Consider the following 23,766-nt stretch of genomic DNA (forward strand, 5'->3'; position numbering starts at 1 on the left):
TGAACGCCCACGAAGCGTGTACCACTCGTATTGCCCGAAGAAAGGCACTCCCATGAGCAGCAACGAATCGCCGCGCGGTCCGATCGACTCCTCCCGCGTCCCGCGGTACGCCGGACCCGCGACGTTCGCCCGGCTGCCCCGCCTCGACGAGGTCGCCGCCGCCGATGTCGCCGTCGTCGGCGTGCCCTTCGACACGGGGGTCTCCTACCGTCCCGGTGCCCGCTTCGGCGGCAACGCGATCCGTGAGGCCTCGCGCCTGCTGCGCCCGTACAACCCGGCGCAGGACGCCTCGCCGTTCGCCCTCGCACAGGTCGCCGACGCCGGTGACATCGCCGCGAACCCGTTCAACATCAACGAGGCCGTCGAGACGATCGAGGCCGCCGCCGACGACCTCCTGGCCACCGGCGCCCGCCTGATGACGCTCGGCGGCGACCACACCATCGCGCTGCCGCTGCTGCGTTCCGTCGCGAAGAAGCACGGCCCGGTCGCCCTGCTGCACTTCGACGCACACCTCGACACCTGGGACACCTACTTCGGCGCCGAGTACACCCACGGAACCCCGTTCCGCCGGGCCGTCGAGGAAGGCATCCTCGACACCTCCGCCCTCTCCCACGTCGGCACCCGCGGCCCGCTCTACGGCAAGCAGGACCTGGACGACGACGCGAAGATGGGCTTCGGCATCGTCACCTCCGCCGACGTCATGCGCCGCGGTGTCGACGAGGTCGCCGACCAGCTGCGCCAGCGCATCGGCGACCGGCCGCTCTACATCTCCATCGACATCGACGTCCTGGACCCGGCGCACGCCCCCGGCACCGGCACCCCCGAGGCCGGCGGTCTGACCTCCCGCGAGCTCCTGGAGATCGTCCGCGGGCTGTCCTCCTGCAACCTGGTCTCCGCCGACCTGGTCGAGGTCGCCCCCGCGTACGACCACGCCGAGATCACCTCCGTCGCCGCCTCCCACACGGCGTACGAACTGACGACGATCATGGCCCGCCAGATCGCAGAGGCCCGTACGAAGTGAGCCACGACCACCACGACGAGCGCCCGCAGCTCACCCCTGAGCAGATCGCGGCCGCCCTGAACCCCCCTGCCGGACGCAATGGCGGCGACCTCGTCGTCGAGACCCTCCAGGGCCTCGGCGCGACCACCGTCTTCGGCCTGCCCGGCCAGCACGCGCTGGGCATGTTCGACGCGCTGCGCCGCTCGGCCCTGACCTACATCGGCCTGCGCGTCGAGAACAACGCGGGCTTCGCCGCCGACGCGTACGGCCGGATCACCGGGGAAGTGGCGCCTCTGCTGCTCTCCACCGGGCCGGGTGCCCTCACCTCCCTCGCCGCGCTCCAGGAGGCGGCGGCGGCCTCCGCTCCCGTGCTGGCCATCTCCAGCCAGATCCCGACCGCGGGTCTGGGCGGCGGACGCCATGGCTACCTGCACGAACTGAGGGACCAGAAGGCGTCGTTCCGCGACATCGTGAAATCGGTCCACACCGTCCGTACGGCCTCCCAGATCCCGTCGGCGATCGCCGCCGCCTGGGAGTCCGCGCTCACGGCCCCGCACGGCCCGGTCTGGATCGAGATCCCGCAGGACGTACTCCTCGCCGGGACCACGCTCCCCGTCGTCACGGCGATGGACGCCACCCCGCCCGTCCTGCACCCCCGCCCCGAACTGACCGCCGTGGCAGCCGACCTGCTGTCGAAGGCCGAGCGTCCGGCGATCATCGCGGGCGGCGGAGTCGTACGGTCCGACGCGTCCGGCAAGCTGCTCGCGCTCGCGGAGAAGCTCGACGCCCCGGTCGTCACCACCTTCGGCGGCAAGGGCGCCTTCCCTTGGGAGCACCCGCTCTCGCTCCAGTCCTGGCTGGAGGACCGCCACACGACGGACTTCCTGGAGTCCGCCGACGTGCTGCTCGTCATCGGCTCCGGACTCGGTGAACTCTCCTCGAACTACCACACGTTCGCCCCGCGCGGTCGCGTGATCCAGATCGAGGCCGATGCCGGCAAGCTGGAGTCCAACCACCCCGCACTCGGCATCCACGCCGACGCCCGCGAGGCCCTGGCCGACCTCCTCGACGCGGTCGACCGCCGCGAGGACCCGTCGGCGCCGGACCGGGTCCGTACGGTCCTCGAAGCGGTACGGGACAGGATCGCCGGCCAGGAACTCACCCTGGAGCAGCAGCTCATCGCCTCGGTCCGCCAGGCGCTGCCCGACACGTCCCCGAGCTTCTGGGACATGACGATCCTCGCCTACTGGGCGTGGTCCGCCTTCGACGCCCGCCACCCGAACACGATGCACTCGGCCCAGGGCGCGGGCGGTCTCGGCTACGGCTTCCCGGCCGCGCTCGGCGCGGCGGCGGCCGACCGTACGAAGCCGGTCCTGGCGGTCTCCGGCGACGGCGGTGCGATGTACTCGATCGCGGAACTGGCCACGGCCCGCCAGTACGACCTCCCGGTCACCTGGCTGATCGTCGACGACGGCGGCTACGGCATCCTGCGCGAATACATGACGGGCGCCTTCGGCGAGGCCACGGCGACGGAACTCTCCCGCCCCGACTTCGTCGCCCTCGCCGAGTCCTTCGGCGTCCCGGCGGTCCGCACGACCCCCGAGACGCTCGCCGACGACCTGGCGAAGTCCTTCGCGGAGCCGGGCCCTTCGGTGGTCGTGCTCCCGGCCCTGCTGAGGATGTTCGAGCCGACGCATCTGTGATCGGGCCGGCCCGCACGGGTCACGTCATCAGGCGGCCGTGCGTGGGCGCGTACTCGGCCATCTGCTGATGGAAGCCCTTGGTGAACTCCCCCTTCTCTCCTTCCCCGAGAGAAGTGGGGAGTTTGCCGTTGACCGGTATGAAGTCCGCTATGGCACGGAATAGTTCGTCGGCTGCCTTTCCGTGGTCTGCCCCTCGCCGCCGGGCCTTGATCAAGTACTGGGCTGCCTCGCGCAGCGGAGGCTTGAGGTTGTCCTCCGGTCGCTTCAGCACTTTGTCACGGGACTCCTGCCTGTCCAGCTTCCGGTCGCCGGTGCCGACGGAACACAGGACGTGCAGGGTCGCGTACAGCTGACCGCAGCGGTATGCGGTGCTCGGCTGGGCATCGGGCATGACTTCGTGTTCCTCCTCATGGGGGCGACCGACGACTGCGATCACTGACTACCCCGGGCCCGGGCGCCGCGAACTTCCCGCACGGCCCACGGGAGCCTCCGAGCGTCAAGTCCTGGTCAATTGCACCGTGTTTCGCGCAACTTTCCGGTCGGCCGGGAGTCATTCGTGTCGGGTGTGCCGGGGGCGCGCCCGTACAGATGACCAAGGGGATGGGAAAGCCTCATGACTGGATCCCACGTAACCCGCCGTGCGCGGGGCGCGCTGGCCGTCGCGCTCGCCGCAGGCGTGCTCGCACCCGTGGCGCTCGGCGCCTCGCCCGCCGCCGCCGCGACGCCGACGGTGAGCTGCACATCCGGCAAGGCGGGGCTGGCCGCCAAGCTGTCCAAGGACATCACCGCCGCGCTCAAGGGGCGGAAGTCGACGACGGCTGTGGCGCTCTACGACCGGACCACCAAGACGACGTGCTCCTTGCGGGCGACGACGAAGTACGACTCCGCCAGCGTCGTGAAGGCGACCGTGCTGGCGGCGCTGCTCTGGGACAACAAGAAGCACAACCGCTATCTCACGCAGCGCGAGATCGACCTCACCACCGCCATGATCACCAAGTCCGACAACAACGCGACCACCAGCCTGTGGAAGCAGCTCGGGGTGACCAAGGTCAAGGCGTTCCTGAAGGCCGCCGGGATGACGCACACCGTGCCTGGCTCCGGTGGCTACTGGGGGCTGACCCAGATCACCGCCCAGGACGAGCAGCGGCTGCTGACCCTGCTGACCACCAAGAACTCCGTGCTGAGCGACAACGCGCGGGCGTACGAACTGGGCCTGATGCGCAAGGTCGTCTCCTCCCAGCGCTGGGGCACGCCCGCCGGTGCGCCGTCCGGCGTGAGCGTCCAGGTCAAGAACGGCTGGCTGCCGCGCGCCACCCACGGCTGGCGGGTGCACAGCATCGGCGCCTTCACGGGCAAGGGGCACGACTACGCGATCACCGTGCTCACCCAGGACAACAAGACGATGAACGACGGCATCGACACCATTCAGGCCGTCGCCCGCGCCGTGCACAAGGACCTGAATCCGGCCGCCGCCACGCAGACGACGGTCGCCCCGCCCGCCGAACCGCAGGAAGCGGTGCCCGCGGTACCGGAGGCACCGGCGGTACGGATGCTCACCGCGACGCCGCGGTCGTAGCGGACGCGGCTGAGGCCGTACTCGATCGCCGGACGCGGTATGAGCATTCGGCGGTCGAGGTCGTCGCGGGCTGCGGGCCCACCGTCCCGGTCCCGTCCCCGGCTCCGGTCAGCCGCTGACAGCCTGCGCACCAGCAGCCGTCTCCACTGTTGCACCCGCCGCCGCCTCGGAACCTGCATGGGCGGTGAACGCCACTCGCATCGTGTCGCCGTCGAGCTCCATGCTGAACGTGGAGTCCATGGCCCGCGCCAGGCGGGCCAGCAGCGCGACTGTCGGCAGCGTGCCGCCCAGTTCAAGTTTTGACACCTGCGGCTGGGTCATCCTGGCGCGCCTGGCCAGCTCGGTCTGCGAGAGCCCGGCCTCGGTCCGGCGGTCGTACACGGCCTGCCCGAGGTCGTAGCGGAGCCGGATCTCCTCGCGGCGTTTCTCCACATCGGGATCTTCGGCGATTCCCTGGGCGACCTTCTTGTCGCGGGCGATCTTCCAGTGTGCGTGGCTGACCATTACCGGTCCTTCCTCTCCGCATCCACATCGCGTGTGTACACATCGTGTGCCGCTTCGTGCTCGGCCTCGCACAGTGCTTTGGTGCGCCTGGCCCGTGCCACTTCCGTGTTCTCCCGCTGCCGGGTCTTGCGGAAGACGGTGAGCAGGACGATCCTCCGACCGGGTGCGAGCCAGTAGGGAATCCTTGTGGCGTCCCGATTGCAGCCCAGGTGGAATCTCAGTTCCCGGACGCCGTCGCCGAGATACCGGGAATACGGTTCTCCGAGCGCGGTCGGCCGTTCCCGCAGCAGGTCGGTGAGGTGCTCGACCGCGAGATAGTCGTCGCCGCGCAGATTCATCAACCACAGCCGAACCTCGGGTTCGATCTCGATGGTGTAGGCACTGTCCATACATTGGAACGTATAGATGCCTCAGTGTATGGCGGCTGGGTTTGTTCCGCATTCGCCCATACGGGTGAGCGCACCTAGGGCCGATGGCGGACCGCCCTACGCCGCAAGACCCGTCTTTGTAACGGCGGGATGAAATCCGCTGTCCACGGCGTTGGTGCCTTCCGGTAGACCAGGTCGAACGGGAGGCACCGGTGACGGACGCAGGGGACGCAGAGGGCGCGGCGCAGGCCCCGGGCTGGGCTCGGCGGCTGAGTGGCTACGCATGGCGCTACCGGCGCAATGTGCTGCTGGCGCTCGGCTCGTCGCTGGCCGGCATGGCGGTGATGGCCCTCGTCCCGCTGATCACCAAGGTGATCATCGACGACGTCGTCGGCGACCACACGCGTTCCCTGGCCGTCTGGACCGGACTCCTCGTGGTCGCCGCCGTGCTGGTGTACATATCCACGTACATCCGCCGCTACTACGGCGGCCGGCTCGCCCTCGACGTACAGCACGATCTGCGTACCGAGATGTACGGGACGATCACCCGCCTGGACGGGAAGCGCCAGGACGAGCTGTCCACCGGACAGGTCGTCGGGCGCGCCACCAGCGACCTGCAGCTGATCCAGGGGCTCCTGTTCATGCTCCCGATGACCATCGGGAACGTGCTGCTCTTCATCATCTCCCTGGTGATCATGGCGTGGCTCTCGCCGCTGCTCACCCTGGTCGCGATCGCCGTCGCCCCCGCCCTGTGGTTCATCGCCCGCCGCTCCCGCTCCCGTCTCTTCCCCGCCACCTGGTACGCCCAGGGGCAGGCCGCCGCCGTCGCCGGAGTCGTCGACGGGGCCGTCTCCGGCGTCCGGGTCGTCAAGGGGTTCGGGCAGGAGGACCAGGAGACCGGCAAGCTGCGCGAGGTCGGGCGCAGGCTCTTCGCCGGACGGCTGCGGACGATCCGGCTGAACTCCCGCTACACCCCCGCCCTCCAGGCCGTCCCCGCGCTCGGTCAGGTCGCGATGCTGGCCCTCGGCGGCTGGCTCGCCACCCGGGGCGAGATCACCCTCGGCACGTTCGTCGCGTTCTCCACCTACCTCGCCCAGCTCGTCGGCCCGGTCCGGATGCTCGCCATGGTCCTCACCGTCGGACAGCAGGCCCGGGCCGGCGTCGAGCGCGTACTGGAACTGATCGACACCGAGCCGACCATGCAGGACGGCACCAAGGAACTCCCGGCCGACGCCCCCGCGAGCGTCGAGTTCGACGACGTACGGTTCGGCTATGACGAGGAGCGCCCTGTCCTCGACGGCTTCTCGCTGACCATCGAGCCCGGTGAGACCGTCGCCGTCGTCGGCGCGTCCGGCAGCGGGAAGTCCACCGTCTCGCTGCTGCTGCCCCGCTTCTACGACGTGACGCACGGCGCCGTCCTGGTCGGCGGCCACGACGTCCGCGAGCTGACCCAGCAGTCCCTGCGCGCAGCCATCGGCCTCGTACCGGAGGACAGCTTCCTGTTCTCCGACACCGTCCGCGCCAACATCGCCTACGGATTCCCCGACGCCACCCAGGAACAGATCGAGGAAGCGGCCCGCGCCGCCCAGGCCGACCGGTTCATCGCGGAGCTGCCCCAGGGCTACGACACCAAGGTCGGCGAGCACGGACTCACCCTCTCCGGCGGCCAGCGCCAGCGCGTCGCGCTCGCCCGCGCCATCCTCACCGACCCCCGGCTGCTCCTCCTCGACGACGCCACCTCCGCCGTCGACGCCCGCGTCGAGCACGAGATCCACGAGGCGCTGCGGCAGGTGATGGCAGGGCGGACGACCCTCCTGATCGCCCACCGCCGCTCCACCCTCGGCCTCGCCGACCGGATCGCCGTCCTGGAGCACGGCAGGCTCGCCGACATCGGTACGCACGAGGAGCTGGAGCGCCGCTCCGCGCTCTACCGGCGGCTGCTCACCGACCCGGACGAGCTGGGCGGCACCTCGCCCGGACATCACCCGCCGACCACCGCCGCCGACACGAGCCCCGAGGACGACCGCGCGCTCCAGGAAGAACTGGACGCCGAGTTCGACGCCGAGCGCGGCATCAGCCCCCACCTGTGGATCCGCAAGGAGGAACCGCGCGACACCGGTGCGGCCGGCATGCCCGCGACGCCCGAGCTGCTCGCCCAGGTAGAGGCCCTGCCGCCCGCCACCGACACACCCGACATCGACGAGGCGCGGGCCGTCCGCGCCGAGGAGTCGTACGGGCTGCGCAGGCTGCTGCGCGGCTTCGGGCTGCCGCTCCTGGTGAGCCTGGCGCTGGTGGCGGTGGACGCGGGCGCCGGACTCCTGCTGCCCGTACTGATCCGGCACGGCATCGACCAGGGTGTCTCGCAGCTCGCACTCGGTGCCGTCTGGGCGGCGTCCGCCTTGGCCCTGGTGGTCGTGCTCGTGCAGTGGGCGGCTCAGATCGGTGAGACCCGGATGACGGGCCGCACCGGCGAGCGGGTGCTGTACTCACTGCGGCTGAAGATCTTCGCGCAGCTCCAGCGGCTCGGCCTGGACTACTACGAACGCGAGCTGACCGGCCGCATCATGACCCGGATGACGACGGACGTGGACGCGCTGTCGACGTTTCTGCAGACCGGTCTGGTCACGGCCTTCGTCTCCGTCGTCACCTTCTTCGGCATCATGGTCGTGCTGCTGGTACTCGACGTACAGCTGGCCCTCGTCGTCTTCGCGACGCTGCCGGTGCTGGTCATCGGTACGTTCTTCTTCCGCCGCAAGAGCGTCAAGGCGTACGAGCTGGCCCGGGAACGCATCAGCGTCGTCAACGCCGACCTCCAGGAGTCCGTCTCCGGGCTGCGGATCGTGCAGGCGTTCCGCCGCGAGCGCGACGGCGCGGACCGGTTCGCGGGGCGCAGCGACCACTACCGCGAGGCCAGGGTCCGCGGTCAGTGGCTGATATCGGTCTACTTCCCGTTCGTGCAGCTCTTGTCGTCGGTGGCCGCGGCGGCCGTACTGATCGTGGGCGCGGGCCGGGTCGACAACGGCACGCTCACCACCGGTGCGCTGGTCGCGTACCTCCTCTACATCGACCTGTTCTTCGCCCCGGTGCAGCAGCTCTCCCAGGTCTTCGACGGTTACCAGCAGGCCACCGTCTCCCTCGGCCGTATCCAGGAACTCCTGCGGGAGCCGACCTCCACCGACGCCCCGGACGAACCGCTGGACGTGCTGTCGCTGCGCGGCGAGATCGCCTTCGAGGACGTGTCCTTCGCATACGGCTCCGGCGACGACACCGAGGAAGCCCTCATCGGTGTCGACCTGCGGATCCCGGCCGGTCAGACGGTCGCGTTCGTCGGCGAGACCGGCGCCGGGAAGTCCACCCTCGTCAAGCTCGTCGCCCGGTTCTACGACCCGACGGGCGGCCGGGTCACGGCGGACGGCACCGATCTGCGCCGCCTCGGCCTCACCGCGTACCGGCACCGGCTCGGAGTCGTACCGCAGGAGGCCTACCTCTTCGCCGGTACGGTCCGCGACGCCATCGCGTACGGGCGGCCCGAGGCCACCGACGCCGAGGTGGAGGCGGCGGCGCGGTCGGTCGGCGCCCACGACATGATCGCCACTCTGGACGGCGGCTATCTGCACGAGGTCGCCGAGCGGGGCCGTAACCTTTCGGCCGGCCAACGCCAGCTGATCGCACTCGCCCGCGCCGAACTCGTGGACCCGGACGTCCTGCTGCTCGACGAGGCGACCGCCTCCCTCGACCTGGCCAGCGAAGCCCTGGTCAACCAGGCGACCGACCGGCTCACCGGCCGCCGCACCACCCTCGTCGTCGCCCACCGGCTGACCACCGCCGCCCGCGCCGACCGGGTCGTGGTGATGGACCACGGCCGGGTCGTCGAGGACGGCACGCACGACGAACTCCTCGCCCGGGAAGGGCACTACGCCGTGCTGTGGCGCACCTTCATAGGGGAGGACGAGCCCGCGGGGGTGTGAGAGCCGGGCCCGTCCACCGGTTCACCCGCCGATGCCGGAGATCTTGCCGGTCTGCAGGTCCGACCGCACGGTCAGATACGAGTACGTGGGGTGCTTGCCGTTGCTCCAGGTGAGCCGCACCTTCGACCAGGTGTGGCCCGCGCCGCTGTCGCCGGAGGTGACCCGGAAGGCGAGCGGGGTGTTCTGGGCGCGGAGCACACCGTCCGCGTGGTTGCGCTCTTCCCACGTCTTCAGCTGGGTGCGCAGGTGGGGCGTCAGGTAGAACGTCCTCAGGGCGGTGGCGAGCTTGCCGCCGCCCTCCGCCGTGGCGGCATCGATGTAGGCGGCGTAGAAGTGGGCAACCTGTTGGAAAGCCGGGGTGCCGGCGTCGCTGCGTACCGGCGCCGCGGCCACCGGGGCCTGCGGGGCAGCCGCAGCGGCCGGGACTGCGGCGACGACGGTGAGGAGAGCGGTGGCGAGCAGCGTCCGGCCGGTGGTGTGCCGGCCGCGGGGGCCCTGTGAGTAGCGGAGTCGGAGCATGGCAGTTCCTGCCTTTCGTATGGCTCTGCCGTGTTGGAGCCATGCTGTGGCGATTCGGTTGCCCCGGAGGCGGAGCGCGCCGGGTGCAACCTCCGGATGGCCTCCTGCGTCGTACGCATGTACGTGTATGTGTCGAGCGAGGGCGTAAGTGTTCGATCGGACGATGGGGCTGCTGGTGATCAGAGGGACCGGAGAGGCCGGAGAGGTCGGCGGGGGCGGAAGCGGCCGGGGGTGCCGGATGCTTGTGCGCCTGTTCGTCCTGCCGCTGGTGGCCGCCGTCGGTCTGGTGCTCAGCGGCAGTGCGGCGAACAGCGCGGACGCCGCGACGGCCTGCGCCGGGCGCCCCGCGAAGACGGTCGAGTTCAAGACCGGCGAGCTGCGCGTCTACAAGAGCCGCTCCTACGCCTGCGCGGTCGCGGTCGCGAAGAAGCCGGGCTCACGCCGCAAGATGTCCGTGCACATCCAGGCGCGCGGCGGCAGCCCTGTCGTCGACAGCGGCAGATACGCCCGGCAGGCCGGCCCGGTGACGGTCCATGCGCTGAACCGGTGTGTCCGGGCCTCGGCCACGATCTCGGGAAGGTCCGGCTCCACGGGCTGGATTCTCTGCTGACGGCGGCGGCCCGTCGCGGTCCGTGCCAAAAGGGTCTGGCGGCAGAGGTGTTGCCCCGCTAGGTTCACGATGTCTGTTGTGAATCAAGGGGAGGGTGCATGCGCAAGGCGCTCAGAGGGTTCCTGTCGCTCGCGGTGCTCATCGGCACAGTGAGTGCGACGGGTGCCTCGGCCGGGGCGGCCACCGCCGCGGAACCGACCGCGTTCGGGAGCACGGCCGGCAGTGACAGCGGCACGAGCACGGACATCAAGGACCGCATCCTGGCCATCCCGGGAATGAGTCTCATCGAGGAGAAGCCGTACGCGGGCTACCGCTACTTCGTCCTCAACTACACCCAGCCGATCGATCACCGGCACCCGTCCAAGGGCACCTTCCAGCAGCGCATCACCCTGCTGCACAAGGACACGTCCCGCCCGACGGTCTTCTACACCAGCGGCTACAACGTCTCCACGAACCCCAGCCGCTCCGAGCCGACCCGGATCATCGACGGCAACCAGGTCTCTCTGGAGTACCGGTTCTTCACCCCGTCCCGCCCGGCTCCCGCCGACTGGTCCAAGCTCGACATCTGGCAGGCCGCCAGCGACCAGCACCGCGTCTTCACCGCGCTGAAGCAGATCTACACCAAGAACTGGCTGACCACCGGCGGCTCCAAGGGCGGCATGACCGCCACGTACTTCGAGCGCTTCTACCCCAAGGACATGGACGGCGTCGTCGCGTACGTCGCGCCCAACGACGTGGTCAACAAGGAGGACTCGGCGTACGACCGGTTCTTCGAGAACGTCGGCACCAAGGAGTGCCGTGACAAGCTGAACGGGGTGCAGCGCGAGGCGCTGATCCGCCGCGAGCCGCTGGAGAAGAAGTTCGAGGAGTACGCCGCCGAGAACGGTTACACCTTCAACACCGTCGGCTCGCTCGACAAGGCGTACGAAGCCGTCGTCATGGACTATGTCTGGGCGTTCTGGCAGTACAGCCTGCTGTCCGACTGCGACAGCATCCCGGCCGACGCCAAGACCGCCCCCGACCAGGCGATCTGGGACTCGATCGACGGCATATCCGGCTTCTCCGCCTACGCCGACCAGGGCCTGGAGAAGTACACCCCGTACTACTACCAGGCGGGTACCCAGCTCGGCTCGCCGGACATCGAGCAGCCGTGGCTCGGCAAGCTGAGCCGGTACGGATATCAGCCGCCGCGCACCTTCGTGCCGCGCTCCATCCCGATGAAGTTCCAGCCGTCGGTGATGCGCGACGTCGACAGCTGGGTGAAGCACCACGCCAACCACATGCTGTACGTGTACGGGCAGAACGACCCGTGGGGTGCGGAGCGCTTCCGGCTCGGGGCGGGCGCCCGTGACAGCTATGTCATGACCGTGGCCGGCGGCAACCACGGCTCCAACGTGGCCGGGCTCGCCGACGACGAAAAGGCGAAGGCCACCGCGGCCATCCTGCGCTGGGCGGGCGTCGCCCCGGCCGCCGTGCAGGACGACCCGGCGAAGGCGAAGCCGCTCGCGAAGTTCGACGAACGGCTCGACAAGCGGGACGTGATGAACGAGCGCGGGCTGCGGCCGTAACCGGTCCTTGACCGAAGCCGTACCAAGGAAGGGGCTGTGCGGGTGCACAGCCCCTTCCCGGTTACCGGATCTCTAGTAGGTCAGCCCGTACCCGACCGGGTACAGCACGCGCGCCGGATCGTCCGCGCGCTGCACCGGCACCGGCAGGGTGCCCTCCGGTTCGGCGCGGCCCGCGATCACCCGGGCGGCGGCCCGCAGTTCGACATCGGTCCAGGAGTACGTGGCCAGGTTCGCCGCGAACCCGGTCCCGGACAGCTGGGCGATGTCGTACGGATTGCGGATCGCGACCGTGATCACCGGGATGCCGGTCGCCGCCAGCGCGCTCACCAGGGTGCGCTGCGAGCTGGTCGCCGAGACGTTGTACGTCCCCACGATCACCGCGTCCTTGCCCTGTGCGGCCGCCACCGCCTCGTCGATCTTCGCCTTGGTGGGGGCGGTGCCGGTGGACAGCGCGCTTGCCGCGTACCCCAGTTCCACGAAGGCCGTGGCCAGGGTGGTGGTCGGCGGCCCGGTGGTGCCGGACGGCGAGGCCGGATCGGCGCCGACCACGAGGAGGTTCTTGTGGGAGCGGCGGGAAAGCGGCAGCACCGCGCCGTCGTTGGCGAGCAGTGTGGTCGTGCGCTCTGCGAGCCGGTCGGCGGCGGCGAGATGGGCCCGCGTCCCGACGGTGCGATCCACTCCCTTGTGGCTGACGAACGGGTCGTCGAACAGCCCGAGCTTCGTCTTCAGCCGCAGGATCCGCAGGATCGATTCCTCGATCCTGGCCTCGCTGATCTCGCCGTTCTTCACGGCCTCCAGGACGGCGTTCCAGGAGACGCCGAGGTTCGGCGGGTTGAGCAGCTGGTCGACTCCCGCCTGAAGCGCGAGGACCGGCACGCGCTCGTCGCCGTACTTGGTCCGTACGCCCTCCATGCCGAGCGAGTCGGTGACCACGACACCGTCGTAGCCGAGCTCCTCGCGCAGGATGCCGGTGAGGATCGGGCGGGACAGCGTCGCCGGGTCCTCCGCGGGATCCAGCGCCGGGACCACGATGTGTGCGGTCATGATCGAGTCGATGCCCGCGGCGATCGCGGCCCGGAACGGCGGCTCGTCCAGCTCCGCCCACTGCTCCCGGGTGTGGCGGATGACGGGCAGACCGGTGTGGCTGTCGGTGCTGGTGTCGCCGTGGCCGGGGAAGTGCTTGGCGGTCGAAGCGATGCCGCTGCTCTGATACCCCTTCACCTGGGCGGCGACCATCCCGGCCACGGACTGCGGGTCGGAGCCGAAGGAGCGTACGCCGATCACCGGGTTGGCCGGGTTGACGTTGACGTCGGCGTCCGGGGCGTAGTTCTGGTTGATGCCGATCGCGGCCAGTTCGGCGCCCGCGATCTGCCCGGCCCGGCGGGCGTCGGAGCGCGAACCGCCGGCGCCCAGCGCCATCGCGCCCGGCATCAAGGTGGCGGGCGCGCCGACGCGGCAGACGATGCCGTGCTCCTGGTCGGTGGAGACGAGGAGTGGCAGGGGAGTGGGGCCGGCGAGACCGGCGCGCTGGATGCCGTTGGAGAGGTCGGCGATCTGGTGCGGGTCGCGGGTGTTGTGCGCCCAGGCGAAGTAGATGATCCCGCCGACGTGGTACTTCGCGATCAACTCGGCGGCCGTACGGACCCCGATCTCGGCCAGGTTGGCGTCGATGTCGGCCTGGTCGGGTTTTGTGGCGGAGTGCCCGTACACCCGCATCACGAAGAGCTGCCCGACCTTCTCCTCCAGGCTCATCCGGGAGATGAGGCCCTTGAGGCGCTTGATGGCGGCGGCTGAGTTCTGCTGCCCGCTGCTCTGCCCGCTGCTCGCGGACCTCTGGGCGGCGACGGCGCCGGGGGCGACGACCCCGCCCGTGACGGCGGCTGCGGCGGTCGCGGCGGTGGCGGTGAGGAGGGTGCGTCTGGAGGTGCGGTGGTGCACGTGAGCTCCTTCGGCCGTACTCGGGGACGAGGGGGTGGTGAAAGAAACTTCCAAGGAGCACGGATATCCAGAAAATAACTTCCGGTCAAGGGTCCGGACCGTTTTGAGCCCGTCCGGTGATCGGGGAGGTGTGGGCGAATCCGGGCAGGTCCGGTGATCGGGGAGGTGTGGGCGAATCCGGGCAGGTCCGGTGATCGGGGCGCGGGGCCGGGACGCCTGCCGGGACCACTCACCTCCTCAGCCCCACCGCGGCCCCGTGCACCTGGAGTGCCGACACCGCCGCCGTGATCGCGGGCCGCCGGGCCGCCTCCGTACGCCACAGCGCGTACAGCCGACGCACCGGTACGGGATCGAGCGGCACCGCCACCACCCCCGTCGGCAGCGGCCCCCGCCCCAGTCGCGGGATCAGTGCGACCCCGAGACCGGCGGCGAGCAGGGCCAGTTGGGTGTGGTTCTCCTCCGCCTGGTGCCGGATGTCGGGCTCGTAGCCCGCCGCGCGCAGCGTCCGTAGGAGCCAGTCGTGGCAGACCGTCCCCGGCGGCTGGCAGATCCACCGCTCCTTCGCCAGCTCCTCGCGCCGCACCGCCTCCCGCCCGGCGAGCCGATGGCCCTCGGGCACCAGCAGATCGCACCGGTCGTCACCGATCACCGCCTGTGCCACCCCCTCCGGGGCGGGCAGCGGGGCGATGTCCCAGTCGTGCGCGACCGCCAGATCGATCACGCCCTTGGCCACCAGGTCGACCGAGAGATGCGGATCGACCTCGGTCAGCCGGACCTCCAGCGCCGGATGGTCCCGGTCCAGCCCGGCCAGCACACCGGGCAGCAGCCCGCGCGCCGCGGACGCGAACGCGCCGATCGAGAGCCGCCCGGTCGGCAGCCCCCTGCGCTCCTCCAGCGTCGTCTCCGCGCGCTCCACGATCGCCAGCAACTGCTGGGCCGTTTCGGCGAGATGGAGCGCCTCCTCGGTCAGTGCGACGCCGCGCCCGCGCCGTTCGAGAAGGGTCGTACGGGTCTCCCGCTCCAGCTTGGTGATCTGCTGCGAGACCGCCGACGGGGTGTAGCCGAGCGCGGCGGCGGCGCCCGCGACGGAGCCATGGACGGAGACGGCATGCAGCGCGCGCAGCCGGGAAAGATCGAGCACCGGAGCCTCCGGCCCTTGTTGATTCGTTAGCAACGCTCAATTCCATCATGAAGAAATCCGCGCTGGTGCTACATGGTCGGCGTGGGTGATCCTCGGTGCATGCGTCCCCTCCACATCGCCCTGGCCGCCCTGGTGGCCGCCGTCTGGGGTGTCAATTTCGTCGTCATCGAGGTCGGCCTCGGGCACTTCCCGCCGCTGCTCTTCTCCGCCCTGCGCTTCCTGGTCGCCGCGCTGCCCGCGGTCTTCTTCGTCGGCCGGCCCAAGGTCGCCTGGAAGTGGATCGTGGGTGTCGGGCTCGTCCTCGGAGTGGCGAAGTTCGGGCTGCTCTTCATCGGCATGGACCGCGGCATGCCCGCCGGTCTCTCCTCCCTCGTGCTCCAGGTCCAGGCGGTCTTCACGGCTCTCTTCGCGGCGCTCGCCCTCGGTGAACGGCCGGGCAGAATACGGGTGTTGGGGATGATGGTGGCTCTCGCGGGCATCGGGGTGGCCGCGGTCGACGAGGGCGCCGGCGGGCCCGTGCTCGCCTTCGTCCTGGTGATCGCGGCGGCGGCCTGCTGGGGCGTGTCCAACGTACTGACCCGCAAGGCCGCGCCGCCCGACTCCCTCAACTTCATGGTCTGGGTCTCGACCGTGCCCGTGCTCCCGCTGCTCGGTCTCTCCCTCCTCTTCGAGGGCTGGGACCGCGACGCCGACGCCCTGGCCGCGCTCGACTGGAGCGGCGTCGGGATCATCGTCTACGTCGCCTGGATCACCACCGTCTTCGGCTTCGGGGCCTGGGGCTTCCTGCTGCGCCATCACCCGGCCTCGTCGGTGGCCCCGTTCACCCTGCTCGTCCCGGTCTTCGGGATGTCGGCGGCCGCGCTGCTGCTGGGCGAGTCGGTGAGCCCGCTGCGGTGGTGCGCGGCGGCGCTGCTGGTCGGCGGGGTGGCCCTCACATCGCTGGCGGGGGCGCGGCGGACCGGCCGGGCGGCATCGGATCGGGCTCCCGTGCCCGATGGGAATGCGGGACCTGCGGAGCCGGAGACACCGGAACCGGCACCGCGGCCGGCGCGGACCTGAGCGCAGCCGCCTACGGCTTGGGCGCACCCAGCCGCAGCAGATGCTCCCGCCCCGCGCTCAGCAGCCCCGGCAGCTCCGCCGCCCCCGGGTGCCACCGCTTCTCGTACTCCCAGCAGACCCAGCTGTCCGGGTCCAGCGTGTCCAGACAGGCCCCCAGCGGCAGCACCCCGGCACCCAGCGCCAACGGTTCGGTGTCCTGGGCCGATGCGATGTCCTTCACCTGTACGTAGCCCAGGTGCGGGGCCAGCACCGCATGGCTCGCGGCAGGTTCCTCGCCCGCCAGCCAGGTGTGCATGATGTCCCAGAGCGCACCGATCTGCCCGTGCCCGACCGTCCCGACGACCCGGGCCACATCGGCGCCCGCCCGGTGCGAGTCATGGGTTTCGAGCAGGATGCGTACGCCCAGGTCGGCGGCGTGCGGAGCGGCGGCGGCCAGCCGGCGGGCGGCGGTCGCGTCGGCCACGGCCGGGTCCTGGTCACCGCCGCCCGGGAAGACCCGGACGTTCTTCGCACCCAGGTCGTGCGCCAGCTCCACCAGCCCGGCGAGCTCGTCCAGCGCGGCCCGGTCGTCCCCCTCGGCCGCGACCCGGACATACCCGGCGACGGTCAGGATCTCGACGCCGCCCTTCTCGAACTCCTCGACGACATCGGCCCGTTCGAGCGCCGAGATGCCCGGGTGAACCGGTTCCTCGGGGTGGGCGCGCAGCTCCACCCCCTGATAACCGTGCTCCGCGGCGAGCCGGACGACATCGGCCACCGGCATCCCCGGCACTCCGAGGGTCGAGAAAGCGAGCTTCACGTGCATGTTCCTTCCATCGGTACGTGCCACCGCGCCGTACGCACCGGACAGCGGCCAGCACATCATCGGCCCGGGGCATGCATACCGGTACCCCCGGGCCGGGAGCACAACCTCAGCCCACACGCGGCGGCGCCGTCGACCCCCGCACCATCAGCTCCGCCGCGATCGTCGCGATGCCGCCCGGCGGCGGCGTCTCCTTGCCCATCGCCAGCCGGCCCGCCCGCGCGCCCGCCTCGAACAGCGGCAGTCGTACGGTCGTCAGCGCCGGTACCGCGTCCACCGAGAACGGCAGATCGTCGAAGCCCGCCACCGAGATGTCCTCGGGGATGCGCAGACCACGGTCCCGGATCGCCGCGCTCGCGCCCAGGGCCACAGTGTCGTTGGCGGCGACGACAGCCGTCACCTCCGGCTCGCGGCGCAGGAGTTCGAGGGTGGCGTCGTAGCCGGAGCGGCGGTCGTAGGGGCCATGGACGGTGAGGTGCTCCTCGTCGCCGACGAGGCCCGCCGCTCTCATCGCGTCGCGGTGACCCTCAAGACGGTGCCGGGTCGTCGTCCGTTCCAACGGGCCCGCGACATAGCCGATCCGCCGGTGGCCGAGTGAGAGCAGATGCTCGGTGAGGCGACGCCCCCCGCCCCGGTTGTCGAAGGCCAGTGCGGCCACGACCGCCTCGCTGTCCGGCAGCGGGGGCCGCCCGCACAGCACCACCCGTGTGCCCGCGTCCGCGAGTTTCGCCAGCTTGGCGGAGATCGCCGCCTGGTGCGCCGGGTCCTCCACGGCGCCTCCGGTCAGGACGACGGCCGCGGCGCGCTGGCGCTGGAGCAGGGTGAGATAGGTGAGTTCGCGCTCGGGGGAGCCGCCGGTGTTGCAGACGATGGCGAGCTTCTCGCCGCCCGCCCGGCCCGAACCGTCCCCGGGTCCGCCGATCTCGGTCTGCGCCGCCCCCGCCATGATCCCGAAGAACGGGTCGGCGATGTCGTTGACCAGGATGCCGACCAGGTCGGACGTGGCCGCAGCGAGTGCACTCGCGGGCCCGTTGAGCACATAGTCCAGGTCGTCCACCGCGCGCAGGACCCGCTCCCGGGTGGATGCGGCCACCGGGTAGTTGCCGTTCAGCACGCGGGAGACGGTGGCCGGGGACACCCGGGCGCGGGCCGCCACATCCGCCAGGGTGACTGTCATCGTTTTCCTCCGAGGGTGACGAGGAGTGAGAGGAGTTGTCGGCGCGCCCCCTCTTGTCCGGGCCGCTGTCGGCAGGCTAGCGTCATCACCGATAGAAAGCGCTTGCTACGGGTGTATGGAGGAATTTTCGTGACACGCAGGACAGTGCGCATCGCCATGAACGGCGTCACGGGTCGCATGGGATACCGGCAGCACCTGGTGCGCTCGATCCTCGCGATCCGCGAGCAGGGCGGCCTCGATCTCGGTGACGGTGACGTGCTGTGGCCCGAGCCCGTTCTGGTCGGCCGTCGCGCCCATGCGCTGGAGGAGCTCGCCGCACAGCACGGTCTGACCGAGTGGTCGACCGACCTCGACGCGGTCCTCGCGGACGACAGCATCGACATCTACTTCGACGCCCAGGTCACCTCGGCCCGCGTCGAGGCGATCAAGAAGGCGATCGCCGCGGGCAAGCACATCTACACCGAGAAGCCCACCGCCACGGACGTCGAGGGTGCCCTGGAGCTGGCCCGCCTGGCCCGTGACGCCGGGATCAAGCACGGCGTCGTCCAGGACAAGATCTTCCTGCCGGGCCTGCTGAAGCTGAAGCGACTCATCGACGGCGGATTCTTCGGAGAGATCCTCTCCGTACGCGGCGAGTTCGGCTACTGGGTCTTCGAGGGCGACTGGCAGGAGGCCCAGCGCCCGTCCTGGAACTACCGCGCCGAGGACGGCGGCGGCATCGTCGTCGACATGTTCCCGCACTGGGAGTACGTGCTCCACGAGCTGTTCGGCCGGGTCTCCACCGTCCAGGCGCACGTCCAGACGCACATCCCGCAGCGCTGGGACGAGCAGGGGAAGCCGTACGCCGCCACCGCCGACGACGCCGCGTACGGCATCTTCCAGCTGGAGAGCGGAGCTGTCGCACAGATCAACTCCTCCTGGACGGTCCGCGTCAACCGCGACGAGCTCGTCGAGTTCCAGGTCGACGGAACCCACGGCTCCGCCGTCGCCGGCCTCCGCAACTGCCGTGTCCAGCACCGCTCGGCCACCCCCAAGCCGGTCTGGAACCCGGACCTCCCGGTCACCGAGTCGTTCCGCGACCAGTGGCAGGAAGTCCCCGACAACGCCACCTTCGACAACGGCTTCAAGGCCCAGTGGGAGCTCTTCCTGCGCCACATCGTGCTCGACGAGCCGTACACCTGGGACCTGATGGCCGGCGCCCGCGGCGTCCAGCTCGCCGAGCTGGGCCTGAAGTCCTCCGCCGAGGGCCGCCGCTTCGACGTACCGGAGCTGACGCTGTGACGATCCACCTCCCGCAGGGCCCCTACGAACCCCGCACCACCCCGCTCGACCTCGCCCCCGGCGATGCTCCCCTCGCCTCCCGAACGGTCTTCTCCGCCGCCCATGTCGTCGCCGACCCGTACGCCGACATCAGCCTCGACTCACCGGCCGCCGTCGACTGGGACGCCACCCTCGCCTTCCGCCGCCACCTCTGGTCGCACGGTCTCGGCGTCGCCGAAGCCATGGACACCGCCCAGCGCGGCATGGGTCTGGACTGGGCCGGCGCGGCCGAACTGATCCGCCGTTCCGCCGCCGAGGCGAAGGCGGTCGGCGGCCGCATCGCCTGCGGCGTCGGCACCGACCAGCTTCCCGCCGGACCCGCCTCTCTCGCCGAGGTGCGGTCCGCGTACGAGGAGCAGCTCACCCTCGTAGAGGAGAGCGGCGCCCAGGCCATTCTGATGGCCTCCCGCGCGCTCGCCGCCGCGGCAGAGGGGCCCGAGGACTATCTGGAGACGTACGCGCACCTCCTGCGCCAGGCCTCGGAGCCGGTCGTCCTGCACTGGCTCGGCCCGATGTTCGACCCGGCGCTGGAGGGCTACTGGGGCTCCTCGGACCTCGACGCCGCCACCGACACCTTCCTGAAGGTCATCGCCGAGCACCCGGACAAGGTCGACGGCATCAAGATCTCGCTCCTGGACGCCGAGCGCGAGATCGACGTCCGCCGCCGCCTGCCCGGCGGGGTCCGCTGCTACACCGGCGACGACTTCAACTACCCCGAGCTGATCGCGGGCGACGACCAGGGCTTCAGCCACGCCCTGCTCGGCATCTTCGACCCGCTGAGCCCGCTGGCCGCACACGCGGTACGGGTCCTGGACACCGGGGACGTCCAGGGCTTCCGGGACCTCCTCGACCCCACGGTCGAGCTGTCCCGCCACCTCTTCCAGGCGCCCACCCGCTTCTACAAGACGGGCGTGGTCCTCCTCGCCTGGCTGGCCGGCCATCAGGACCACTTCACCATGGTCGGCGGCCTGCAGTCCGCGCGCTCGCTGCCGCATCTGGCGAAGGCGTACGAACTCGCGGACCGGCTGGGACTGTTCCCCGACCCGGAGCTGGCCGAATCCCGGATGCGCGCCCTGCTCGCGGTCAACGGAGGCACACGATGAGCGACGGCCGGCTCTCCATCAACCAGGAGACGATCAAGCAGTGGTCGCTGCCCGAGCTGGCCGAGGGCTGCGTCAAGGCGGGCATCGACAAGGTCGGCCTGTGGCGGGCCCCCGTGCAGGAGTACGGCATCGAGCGCACCGCCCGACTGCTCGCCGATTCCGGCCTCTCGGTCACCAGCCTCTGCCGAGGCGGCTTCTTCACGGCCATCGACCCGGCGGAACGGGCCCGAGCCCTGGACGACAACCGCGCCGCGCTCGACGAGGCGGCGGCCCTGTCCACCGACACCCTGGTCCTCGTCTCCGGCGGCCTTCCCGTCGGCAGCAAGGACCTGTACGGCGCGCGTGAGCGGATCGCGGACGCCCTGGGCGAACTCGCACCGTACGCGGCCGAGCGGGGCGTACGTCTGGCGATCGAACCGCTGCACCCGATGTTCGCCTCGGACCGCTGCGTCGTCTCCACGCTCTCCCAGGCCCTGGACATCGCGGAACGCTTCCCCGCCGAGCAGGTCGGGGTGGTCGTCGACACCTACCACATCTGGTGGGACGACCAGGCGGCCGCACAGATCGCCCGGGCGGGCGCGGGCGGTCGTATCCACTCCTTCCAGCTGGCGGACTGGATCACCCCGCTCCCGGCGGGTGTCCTGGTCGGCCGGGGCCAACTGGGCGACGGGGCCGTGGACTTCCGCGCGTTCCGCACGCTGGTCGAGGCCACCGGCTTCGACGGCCCCATCGAGGTGGAGATCTTCAACGAGGCCCTCTGGGCCCGCGACGGCGCCGAAGTCCTCGCGGAGGTCGCGTCCCGGTACGCCGAACACGCCTGCTGAGAAGGCTTTTTGCCGCCAGGGTAAAGAGATCGCCAAGACGTGCAACCGTTCGGCACCCTGCCGGGTCATATCTGACGTCGGGCGCTTCCGGGGAGGGATCCGGGGGGATCGGGAAGCCCTGACGGAGGGGGAAAGCGAGGGGGCCCGGTCTTCTGACCGGGCCCGTTTCGCCTTGTCGGGACCGCCTCGCGAGTTCCCGACGTTTCATCGCATGCTGATCAATAGGCCGAGTTGACGTTGTCGATCGAGCCGTAGCGCTGTGCCGCGTAGTTGCAGGCGGCGGTGATGTTGGCGACCGGGTCGTAGATGTTCCACGAGGTGCCGGGGACGTGATACGCCCTGAAGGTCGGGTCGATGACCTGGAGCAGCCCCTTGGAGGGGATGCCCTTGGCGGCGTTGGAGTCCCAGTTGTTGATGGCATTCGGGTTGCCGCTCGACTCGCGCATCAGATTGCGGTGGATCCCGTGGTAGGAGCCCGGGATGCCCTGCGCGCGCATGATCTCCAGTGACTGGTTGATCCAGGTGTCGACACTGCCGCCGAGCCGGGCGGGGGTGGCGGCCGAGGCGGCCGGGGCACCGGCGAGAGAACCGGCGAGAGAACCGGCGACGACTGCGGCACCGGCGGCGGCCATGCCGAGCGAGATCTTCTTGGTCTGGGTCATGCGGGCGAACTTCTTGGGCAGCGCGGATATCTGCATCGGGAATCACCTCTTCCGTGGGATTCCGAGAATTGTTAAGCCGGGTTCAAGTTTCGGTCAATGGCTCTCTTTACTATCGGAATACGTACAGGGAACTGGCAACGGCCTCCGAAATCGCCGCAAACAGGCCATGAGGCGGGCTCTTTGCCCTACTAAGTCGTATCATGGTGACGCACACCATATCGGCCACATCACACGACAGAAGTGTTAAATCAGCCCAAAACGGACACTGTTATATGGTCCATGGCGAGCGAAAAAAGCCCTCTATTCGTCCCGTGTAATGAATGAAATACGCGGCGCAGTTGGAGCGCGGTCGGACCATTTGAAGTGACCTGAGGGAACTCGCGGTCCCCACCGCGCACGACCGGCATCACGCTGCGGACGGACGGATCTTCGTGGTTCCGAACGCGAATGCGTGCAGCCGTGGGCGGCGGTCGGCCGAGGTGCGGCGACGACGGCGGACGCTGCGGCTCGCCGCGCGGGACGTGGTCCGCGTCGCCTGGGGCCGCCCGTTGGCGGATGTACTGGCCGCGATGTTCCACCAGGCCGCCCTCCCGGTCGCCGAGAGCCTTTCGGCGGCGAGGACGATGTACTGGAGTTGCTGTGCGATGCGTCCGTGCGTGAAGGGTTTCTCGGGGGAGCGTGACAACGAGCCTCCGCCAACTTGAAACCGCAGCTCACAGGGCTGGTGTGACCAGCGCTCGGGGTGCTCACGCTGGTCGTGGGCGGCTGTCTGCGGAGTAGATCGTCTGACGGAACGGCCGTTTCGCTGTTTCCAGGTCAGGAGCGGTGCCTGATGCGGTCTAGGTCTGCGCCGAAACGTCCTGGTGGACCGGGACGTCGGCGGCCGCGCTCAGGCGCGGCGGGCCCGCCAGAGCCATACTGCCGTGCCGACCATCAGGGCGAGGCTTCCCAGGTTGCCCAGGAGGGCCGGGACTTCGCCCGCCGCCCAGCCGCTGATCAGGTTCCAGGTGACGATGACGGTGGTCGGCACGATGACGGTGAGCAGCACGCCGGTGGTCTTCTGGACGGCGGTCCAGTGCACTGAGGTGCAGAGAAGTACCGCGCCGGTGACACGGAACAGGAAGCCGAACACCGGGCCGGGGTCGAACGCCGCGTCGGGGCCGATGGAGAAGATCATCGTGAAAGGCAGCGAGAGGGTGAGCATCAGGAGCGGGACCAGGGGGTGCACCTTGCCGCGCCGGGCGGGTGCGTCCACGTCGCTCCGGGCCGGGGTGCCGGTGGTCCCGTTCCCCGCCTCGGCCAGTGCCATCGCCGCGATCGTGCGGGGGTCCCCCAGCTCCGCGAGTATCTCGCCGATCGCGGCGTCGGGACGCTCGGTGCGCGTCACCTCGATGTGTTCGGCGAGGTCGGCGAGGAGTTCCTGGCGACGGTCGGCGGGGAGTGCGGAGCTCTCGCGCTCGACGGCGGAGAGGTAGTCGCGTACGGGGTCGGCAGAGGTCTTCATGCGGGGTCTCCGGTGGAGGGGTGCGGGGTGGTCAGGAAGGCGTCGACGGCGTTGCGGAAGCCGGGCCAGACACGGGTGAACTCGTCGAGTGCGGCCCGGCCGCTGTCGGTGAGCGCGTAGTAGCGACGGGGTGGGCCGGAGGCGGACTCCTGCCAGGTGGTGGTGACCAGGTCGTCGCGGCGGAGCCGGGAGAGCAGCGGGTAGACCGTGCCCTGGCTGGTGGCCAGGGCGCCGGAGTCCTCCAGGGCATGGAGGAGTTCCACGCCGTAGCGGGGGCGGTCCCGCATCAGGGCGAGTACGCAGTACTCCAGGACGCCCTTGCGTAGCTGAGCGGCTGCCCGGGCCTGCTTGGTCGAATCACCTGGTTCCATGCGATGCAAGATACCTGGTGGGGCAAGCGGACAGGAAGGGGGGGTCCCC

Annotated in this window: 22 protein-coding genes; 10 read left to right on the plus strand and 12 right to left on the minus strand. The window is 70.3% G+C overall.

What is annotated here, in order from left to right; translation table 11 throughout:
- The first annotated feature begins 52 nt into the window (after positions 1–52).
- Both speB and ACIPEK_RS01350 read left to right on the plus strand, forming a co-directional pair.
- Positions 53–1,021 (plus strand): agmatinase, encoded by a 969-nt coding sequence (speB, locus tag ACIPEK_RS01345; protein WP_401989567.1) that lies wholly within the window; start codon positions 53–55, stop codon positions 1,019–1,021.
- Positions 1,018–2,703, plus strand: coding sequence for a thiamine pyrophosphate-binding protein (locus ACIPEK_RS01350; protein ID WP_383069087.1), 1,686 nt, complete (start codon positions 1,018–1,020; stop codon positions 2,701–2,703). Before speB ends, ACIPEK_RS01350 begins: the two co-directional genes overlap by 4 nt.
- A 19-nt stretch (positions 2,704–2,722) precedes the next feature.
- Here the strand turns inward: ACIPEK_RS01350 and ACIPEK_RS01355 are convergent, their stop codons facing one another.
- Positions 2,723–3,094, minus strand: coding sequence for a hypothetical protein (locus ACIPEK_RS01355; RefSeq protein WP_401989568.1), 372 nt, complete (start codon positions 3,092–3,094; stop codon positions 2,723–2,725).
- 222 nt (positions 3,095–3,316) lie between these two features.
- Between ACIPEK_RS01355 and ACIPEK_RS01360 the strand changes: the two genes are divergently transcribed.
- Positions 3,317–4,279, plus strand: a complete 963-nt coding sequence (locus ACIPEK_RS01360) for a serine hydrolase (protein ID WP_401989569.1) — start codon at positions 3,317–3,319, stop codon at positions 4,277–4,279.
- Positions 4,280–4,387: 108 nt separating this feature from the next.
- On the opposite strand, the gene ACIPEK_RS01365 is transcribed toward ACIPEK_RS01360, so the two are convergent.
- Both ACIPEK_RS01365 and ACIPEK_RS01370 read right to left on the minus strand, forming a co-directional pair.
- Positions 4,388–4,783 (minus strand): helix-turn-helix domain-containing protein, encoded by a 396-nt coding sequence (locus ACIPEK_RS01365; RefSeq protein WP_401989570.1) that lies wholly within the window; start codon positions 4,781–4,783, stop codon positions 4,388–4,390.
- Entirely contained in the window at positions 4,783–5,172 is a 390-nt protein-coding gene (locus tag ACIPEK_RS01370; RefSeq protein ID WP_401989571.1) for a type II toxin-antitoxin system RelE/ParE family toxin, read from the minus strand. Before ACIPEK_RS01370 ends, ACIPEK_RS01365 begins: the two co-directional genes overlap by 1 nt.
- Positions 5,173–5,363: 191 nt before the next feature.
- Between ACIPEK_RS01370 and ACIPEK_RS01375 the strand changes: the two genes are divergently transcribed.
- Positions 5,364–9,119 carry an ABC transporter ATP-binding protein gene (locus ACIPEK_RS01375; protein WP_401989572.1) on the plus strand — a complete coding sequence of 1,252 codons (3,756 nt, stop codon included), beginning with the start codon at positions 5,364–5,366 and terminating at the stop codon, positions 9,117–9,119.
- Between the two features lie 21 nt (positions 9,120–9,140).
- Here the strand turns inward: ACIPEK_RS01375 and ACIPEK_RS01380 are convergent, their stop codons facing one another.
- Complete coding sequence (locus ACIPEK_RS01380) at positions 9,141–9,638, minus strand: hypothetical protein (protein WP_401989573.1); 498 nt, start codon at positions 9,636–9,638, stop codon at positions 9,141–9,143.
- A 238-nt stretch (positions 9,639–9,876) separates the two neighbouring features.
- Between ACIPEK_RS01380 and ACIPEK_RS01385 the strand changes: the two genes are divergently transcribed.
- Positions 9,877–10,248: a hypothetical protein gene (locus ACIPEK_RS01385; protein ID WP_383069075.1), complete on the plus strand. Its 372-nt coding sequence runs from the start codon at positions 9,877–9,879 to the stop codon at positions 10,246–10,248.
- A 98-nt stretch (positions 10,249–10,346) separates the two neighbouring features.
- Positions 10,347–11,816, plus strand: a complete 1,470-nt coding sequence (locus ACIPEK_RS01390) for a S28 family serine protease (protein ID WP_401989574.1) — start codon at positions 10,347–10,349, stop codon at positions 11,814–11,816.
- Between the two features lie 72 nt (positions 11,817–11,888).
- Here ACIPEK_RS01390 and ACIPEK_RS01395 read toward each other — a convergent pair whose 3' ends face one another.
- Positions 11,889–13,754, minus strand: a complete 1,866-nt coding sequence (locus ACIPEK_RS01395) for a glycoside hydrolase family 3 protein (RefSeq protein WP_401989575.1) — start codon at positions 13,752–13,754, stop codon at positions 11,889–11,891.
- A 229-nt stretch (positions 13,755–13,983) separates the two neighbouring features.
- Positions 13,984–14,895 carry a LysR family transcriptional regulator gene (locus ACIPEK_RS01400; RefSeq protein WP_401989576.1) on the minus strand — a complete coding sequence of 304 codons (912 nt, stop codon included), beginning with the start codon at positions 14,893–14,895 and terminating at the stop codon, positions 13,984–13,986.
- Between the two features lie 99 nt (positions 14,896–14,994).
- On the opposite strand from ACIPEK_RS01400, the gene ACIPEK_RS01405 reads away from it, so the two are divergent.
- Positions 14,995–15,954: an EamA family transporter gene (locus tag ACIPEK_RS01405; RefSeq protein ID WP_401989577.1), complete on the plus strand. Its 960-nt coding sequence runs from the start codon at positions 14,995–14,997 to the stop codon at positions 15,952–15,954.
- Positions 15,955–15,964: 10 nt separating this feature from the next.
- On the opposite strand, the gene ACIPEK_RS01410 is transcribed toward ACIPEK_RS01405, so the two are convergent.
- Both ACIPEK_RS01410 and ACIPEK_RS01415 read right to left on the minus strand, forming a co-directional pair.
- Positions 15,965–16,753: a sugar phosphate isomerase/epimerase family protein gene (locus tag ACIPEK_RS01410; protein ID WP_401989578.1), complete on the minus strand. Its 789-nt coding sequence runs from the start codon at positions 16,751–16,753 to the stop codon at positions 15,965–15,967.
- Positions 16,754–16,865: 112 nt separating this feature from the next.
- The gene (locus ACIPEK_RS01415; RefSeq protein ID WP_401989579.1) at positions 16,866–17,933 is read right to left on the minus strand and encodes a LacI family DNA-binding transcriptional regulator; all 1,068 of its coding nucleotides are present in this window, start codon (positions 17,931–17,933) and stop codon (positions 16,866–16,868) included.
- A gap of 129 nt (positions 17,934–18,062) precedes the next feature.
- On the opposite strand from ACIPEK_RS01415, the gene ACIPEK_RS01420 reads away from it, so the two are divergent.
- The 3 genes from ACIPEK_RS01420 to ACIPEK_RS01430 are packed head-to-tail and all read left to right on the plus strand — an operon-like array spanning position 18,063 to position 21,180.
- The gene (locus tag ACIPEK_RS01420; RefSeq protein ID WP_401989580.1) at positions 18,063–19,214 is read left to right on the plus strand and encodes a Gfo/Idh/MocA family protein; all 1,152 of its coding nucleotides are present in this window, start codon (positions 18,063–18,065) and stop codon (positions 19,212–19,214) included.
- Entirely contained in the window at positions 19,211–20,356 is a 1,146-nt protein-coding gene (locus tag ACIPEK_RS01425; RefSeq protein WP_401989581.1) for a dihydrodipicolinate synthase family protein, read from the plus strand. Before ACIPEK_RS01420 ends, ACIPEK_RS01425 begins: the two co-directional genes overlap by 4 nt.
- Positions 20,353–21,180, plus strand: a complete 828-nt coding sequence (locus tag ACIPEK_RS01430; protein ID WP_401989582.1) for a sugar phosphate isomerase/epimerase family protein — start codon at positions 20,353–20,355, stop codon at positions 21,178–21,180. The genes ACIPEK_RS01425 and ACIPEK_RS01430 overlap by 4 nt, the downstream gene beginning before the upstream one ends.
- A 218-nt stretch (positions 21,181–21,398) precedes the next feature.
- Here the strand turns inward: ACIPEK_RS01430 and ACIPEK_RS01435 are convergent, their stop codons facing one another.
- The 4 genes from ACIPEK_RS01435 to ACIPEK_RS01450 form a co-directional block, all read right to left on the minus strand.
- Complete coding sequence (locus tag ACIPEK_RS01435) at positions 21,399–21,878, minus strand: transglycosylase SLT domain-containing protein (RefSeq protein ID WP_401989583.1); 480 nt, start codon at positions 21,876–21,878, stop codon at positions 21,399–21,401.
- Positions 21,879–22,248: 370 nt separating this feature from the next.
- On the minus strand, positions 22,249–22,527 hold the full coding sequence (locus tag ACIPEK_RS01440; RefSeq protein ID WP_401989584.1) for a hypothetical protein: 279 nt from the start codon (positions 22,525–22,527) through the stop codon (positions 22,249–22,251).
- A gap of 204 nt (positions 22,528–22,731) precedes the next feature.
- Positions 22,732–23,346 carry an HAAS signaling domain-containing protein gene (locus tag ACIPEK_RS01445; protein ID WP_401989585.1) on the minus strand — a complete coding sequence of 205 codons (615 nt, stop codon included), beginning with the start codon at positions 23,344–23,346 and terminating at the stop codon, positions 22,732–22,734.
- A complete protein-coding gene (locus ACIPEK_RS01450; protein ID WP_266360896.1) occupies positions 23,343–23,717 on the minus strand; it encodes a PadR family transcriptional regulator in 375 nt (124 codons plus the stop codon). Before ACIPEK_RS01450 ends, ACIPEK_RS01445 begins: the two co-directional genes overlap by 4 nt.
- Positions 23,718–23,766: the final 49 nt, after the last annotated feature.

Origin of the sequence: Streptomyces sp. NPDC088246, from assembly GCF_044741025.1 — a bacterium.
GTDB lineage: Bacteria > Actinomycetota > Actinomycetes > Streptomycetales > Streptomycetaceae > Streptomyces.

What these genes read in the sequence shown, in the direction of transcription:
- speB (WP_401989567.1), top strand. Translation starts at nt 53, where the DNA reads ATGAGCAGCAACGAATCGCCGCGCGGTCCGATCGACTCCTCCCGCGTC.
- ACIPEK_RS01355 (WP_401989568.1), bottom strand. Translation starts at nt 3,094, where the DNA reads ATGCCCGATGCCCAGCCGAGCACCGCATACCGCTGCGGTCAGCTGTAC.
- ACIPEK_RS01360 (WP_401989569.1), top strand. Translation starts at nt 3,317, where the DNA reads ATGACTGGATCCCACGTAACCCGCCGTGCGCGGGGCGCGCTGGCCGTC.
- ACIPEK_RS01365 (WP_401989570.1), bottom strand. Translation starts at nt 4,783, where the DNA reads ATGGTCAGCCACGCACACTGGAAGATCGCCCGCGACAAGAAGGTCGCC.
- ACIPEK_RS01370 (WP_401989571.1), bottom strand. Translation starts at nt 5,172, where the DNA reads ATGGACAGTGCCTACACCATCGAGATCGAACCCGAGGTTCGGCTGTGG.
- ACIPEK_RS01380 (WP_401989573.1), bottom strand. Translation starts at nt 9,638, where the DNA reads ATGCTCCGACTCCGCTACTCACAGGGCCCCCGCGGCCGGCACACCACC.
- ACIPEK_RS01385 (WP_383069075.1), top strand. Translation starts at nt 9,877, where the DNA reads ATGCTTGTGCGCCTGTTCGTCCTGCCGCTGGTGGCCGCCGTCGGTCTG.
- ACIPEK_RS01390 (WP_401989574.1), top strand. Translation starts at nt 10,347, where the DNA reads ATGCGCAAGGCGCTCAGAGGGTTCCTGTCGCTCGCGGTGCTCATCGGC.
- ACIPEK_RS01405 (WP_401989577.1), top strand. Translation starts at nt 14,995, where the DNA reads ATGCGTCCCCTCCACATCGCCCTGGCCGCCCTGGTGGCCGCCGTCTGG.
- ACIPEK_RS01415 (WP_401989579.1), bottom strand. Translation starts at nt 17,933, where the DNA reads ATGACAGTCACCCTGGCGGATGTGGCGGCCCGCGCCCGGGTGTCCCCG.
- ACIPEK_RS01430 (WP_401989582.1), top strand. Translation starts at nt 20,353, where the DNA reads ATGAGCGACGGCCGGCTCTCCATCAACCAGGAGACGATCAAGCAGTGG.
- ACIPEK_RS01435 (WP_401989583.1), bottom strand. Translation starts at nt 21,878, where the DNA reads ATGCAGATATCCGCGCTGCCCAAGAAGTTCGCCCGCATGACCCAGACC.
- ACIPEK_RS01445 (WP_401989585.1), bottom strand. Translation starts at nt 23,346, where the DNA reads ATGAAGACCTCTGCCGACCCCGTACGCGACTACCTCTCCGCCGTCGAG.
- ACIPEK_RS01450 (WP_266360896.1), bottom strand. Translation starts at nt 23,717, where the DNA reads ATGGAACCAGGTGATTCGACCAAGCAGGCCCGGGCAGCCGCTCAGCTA.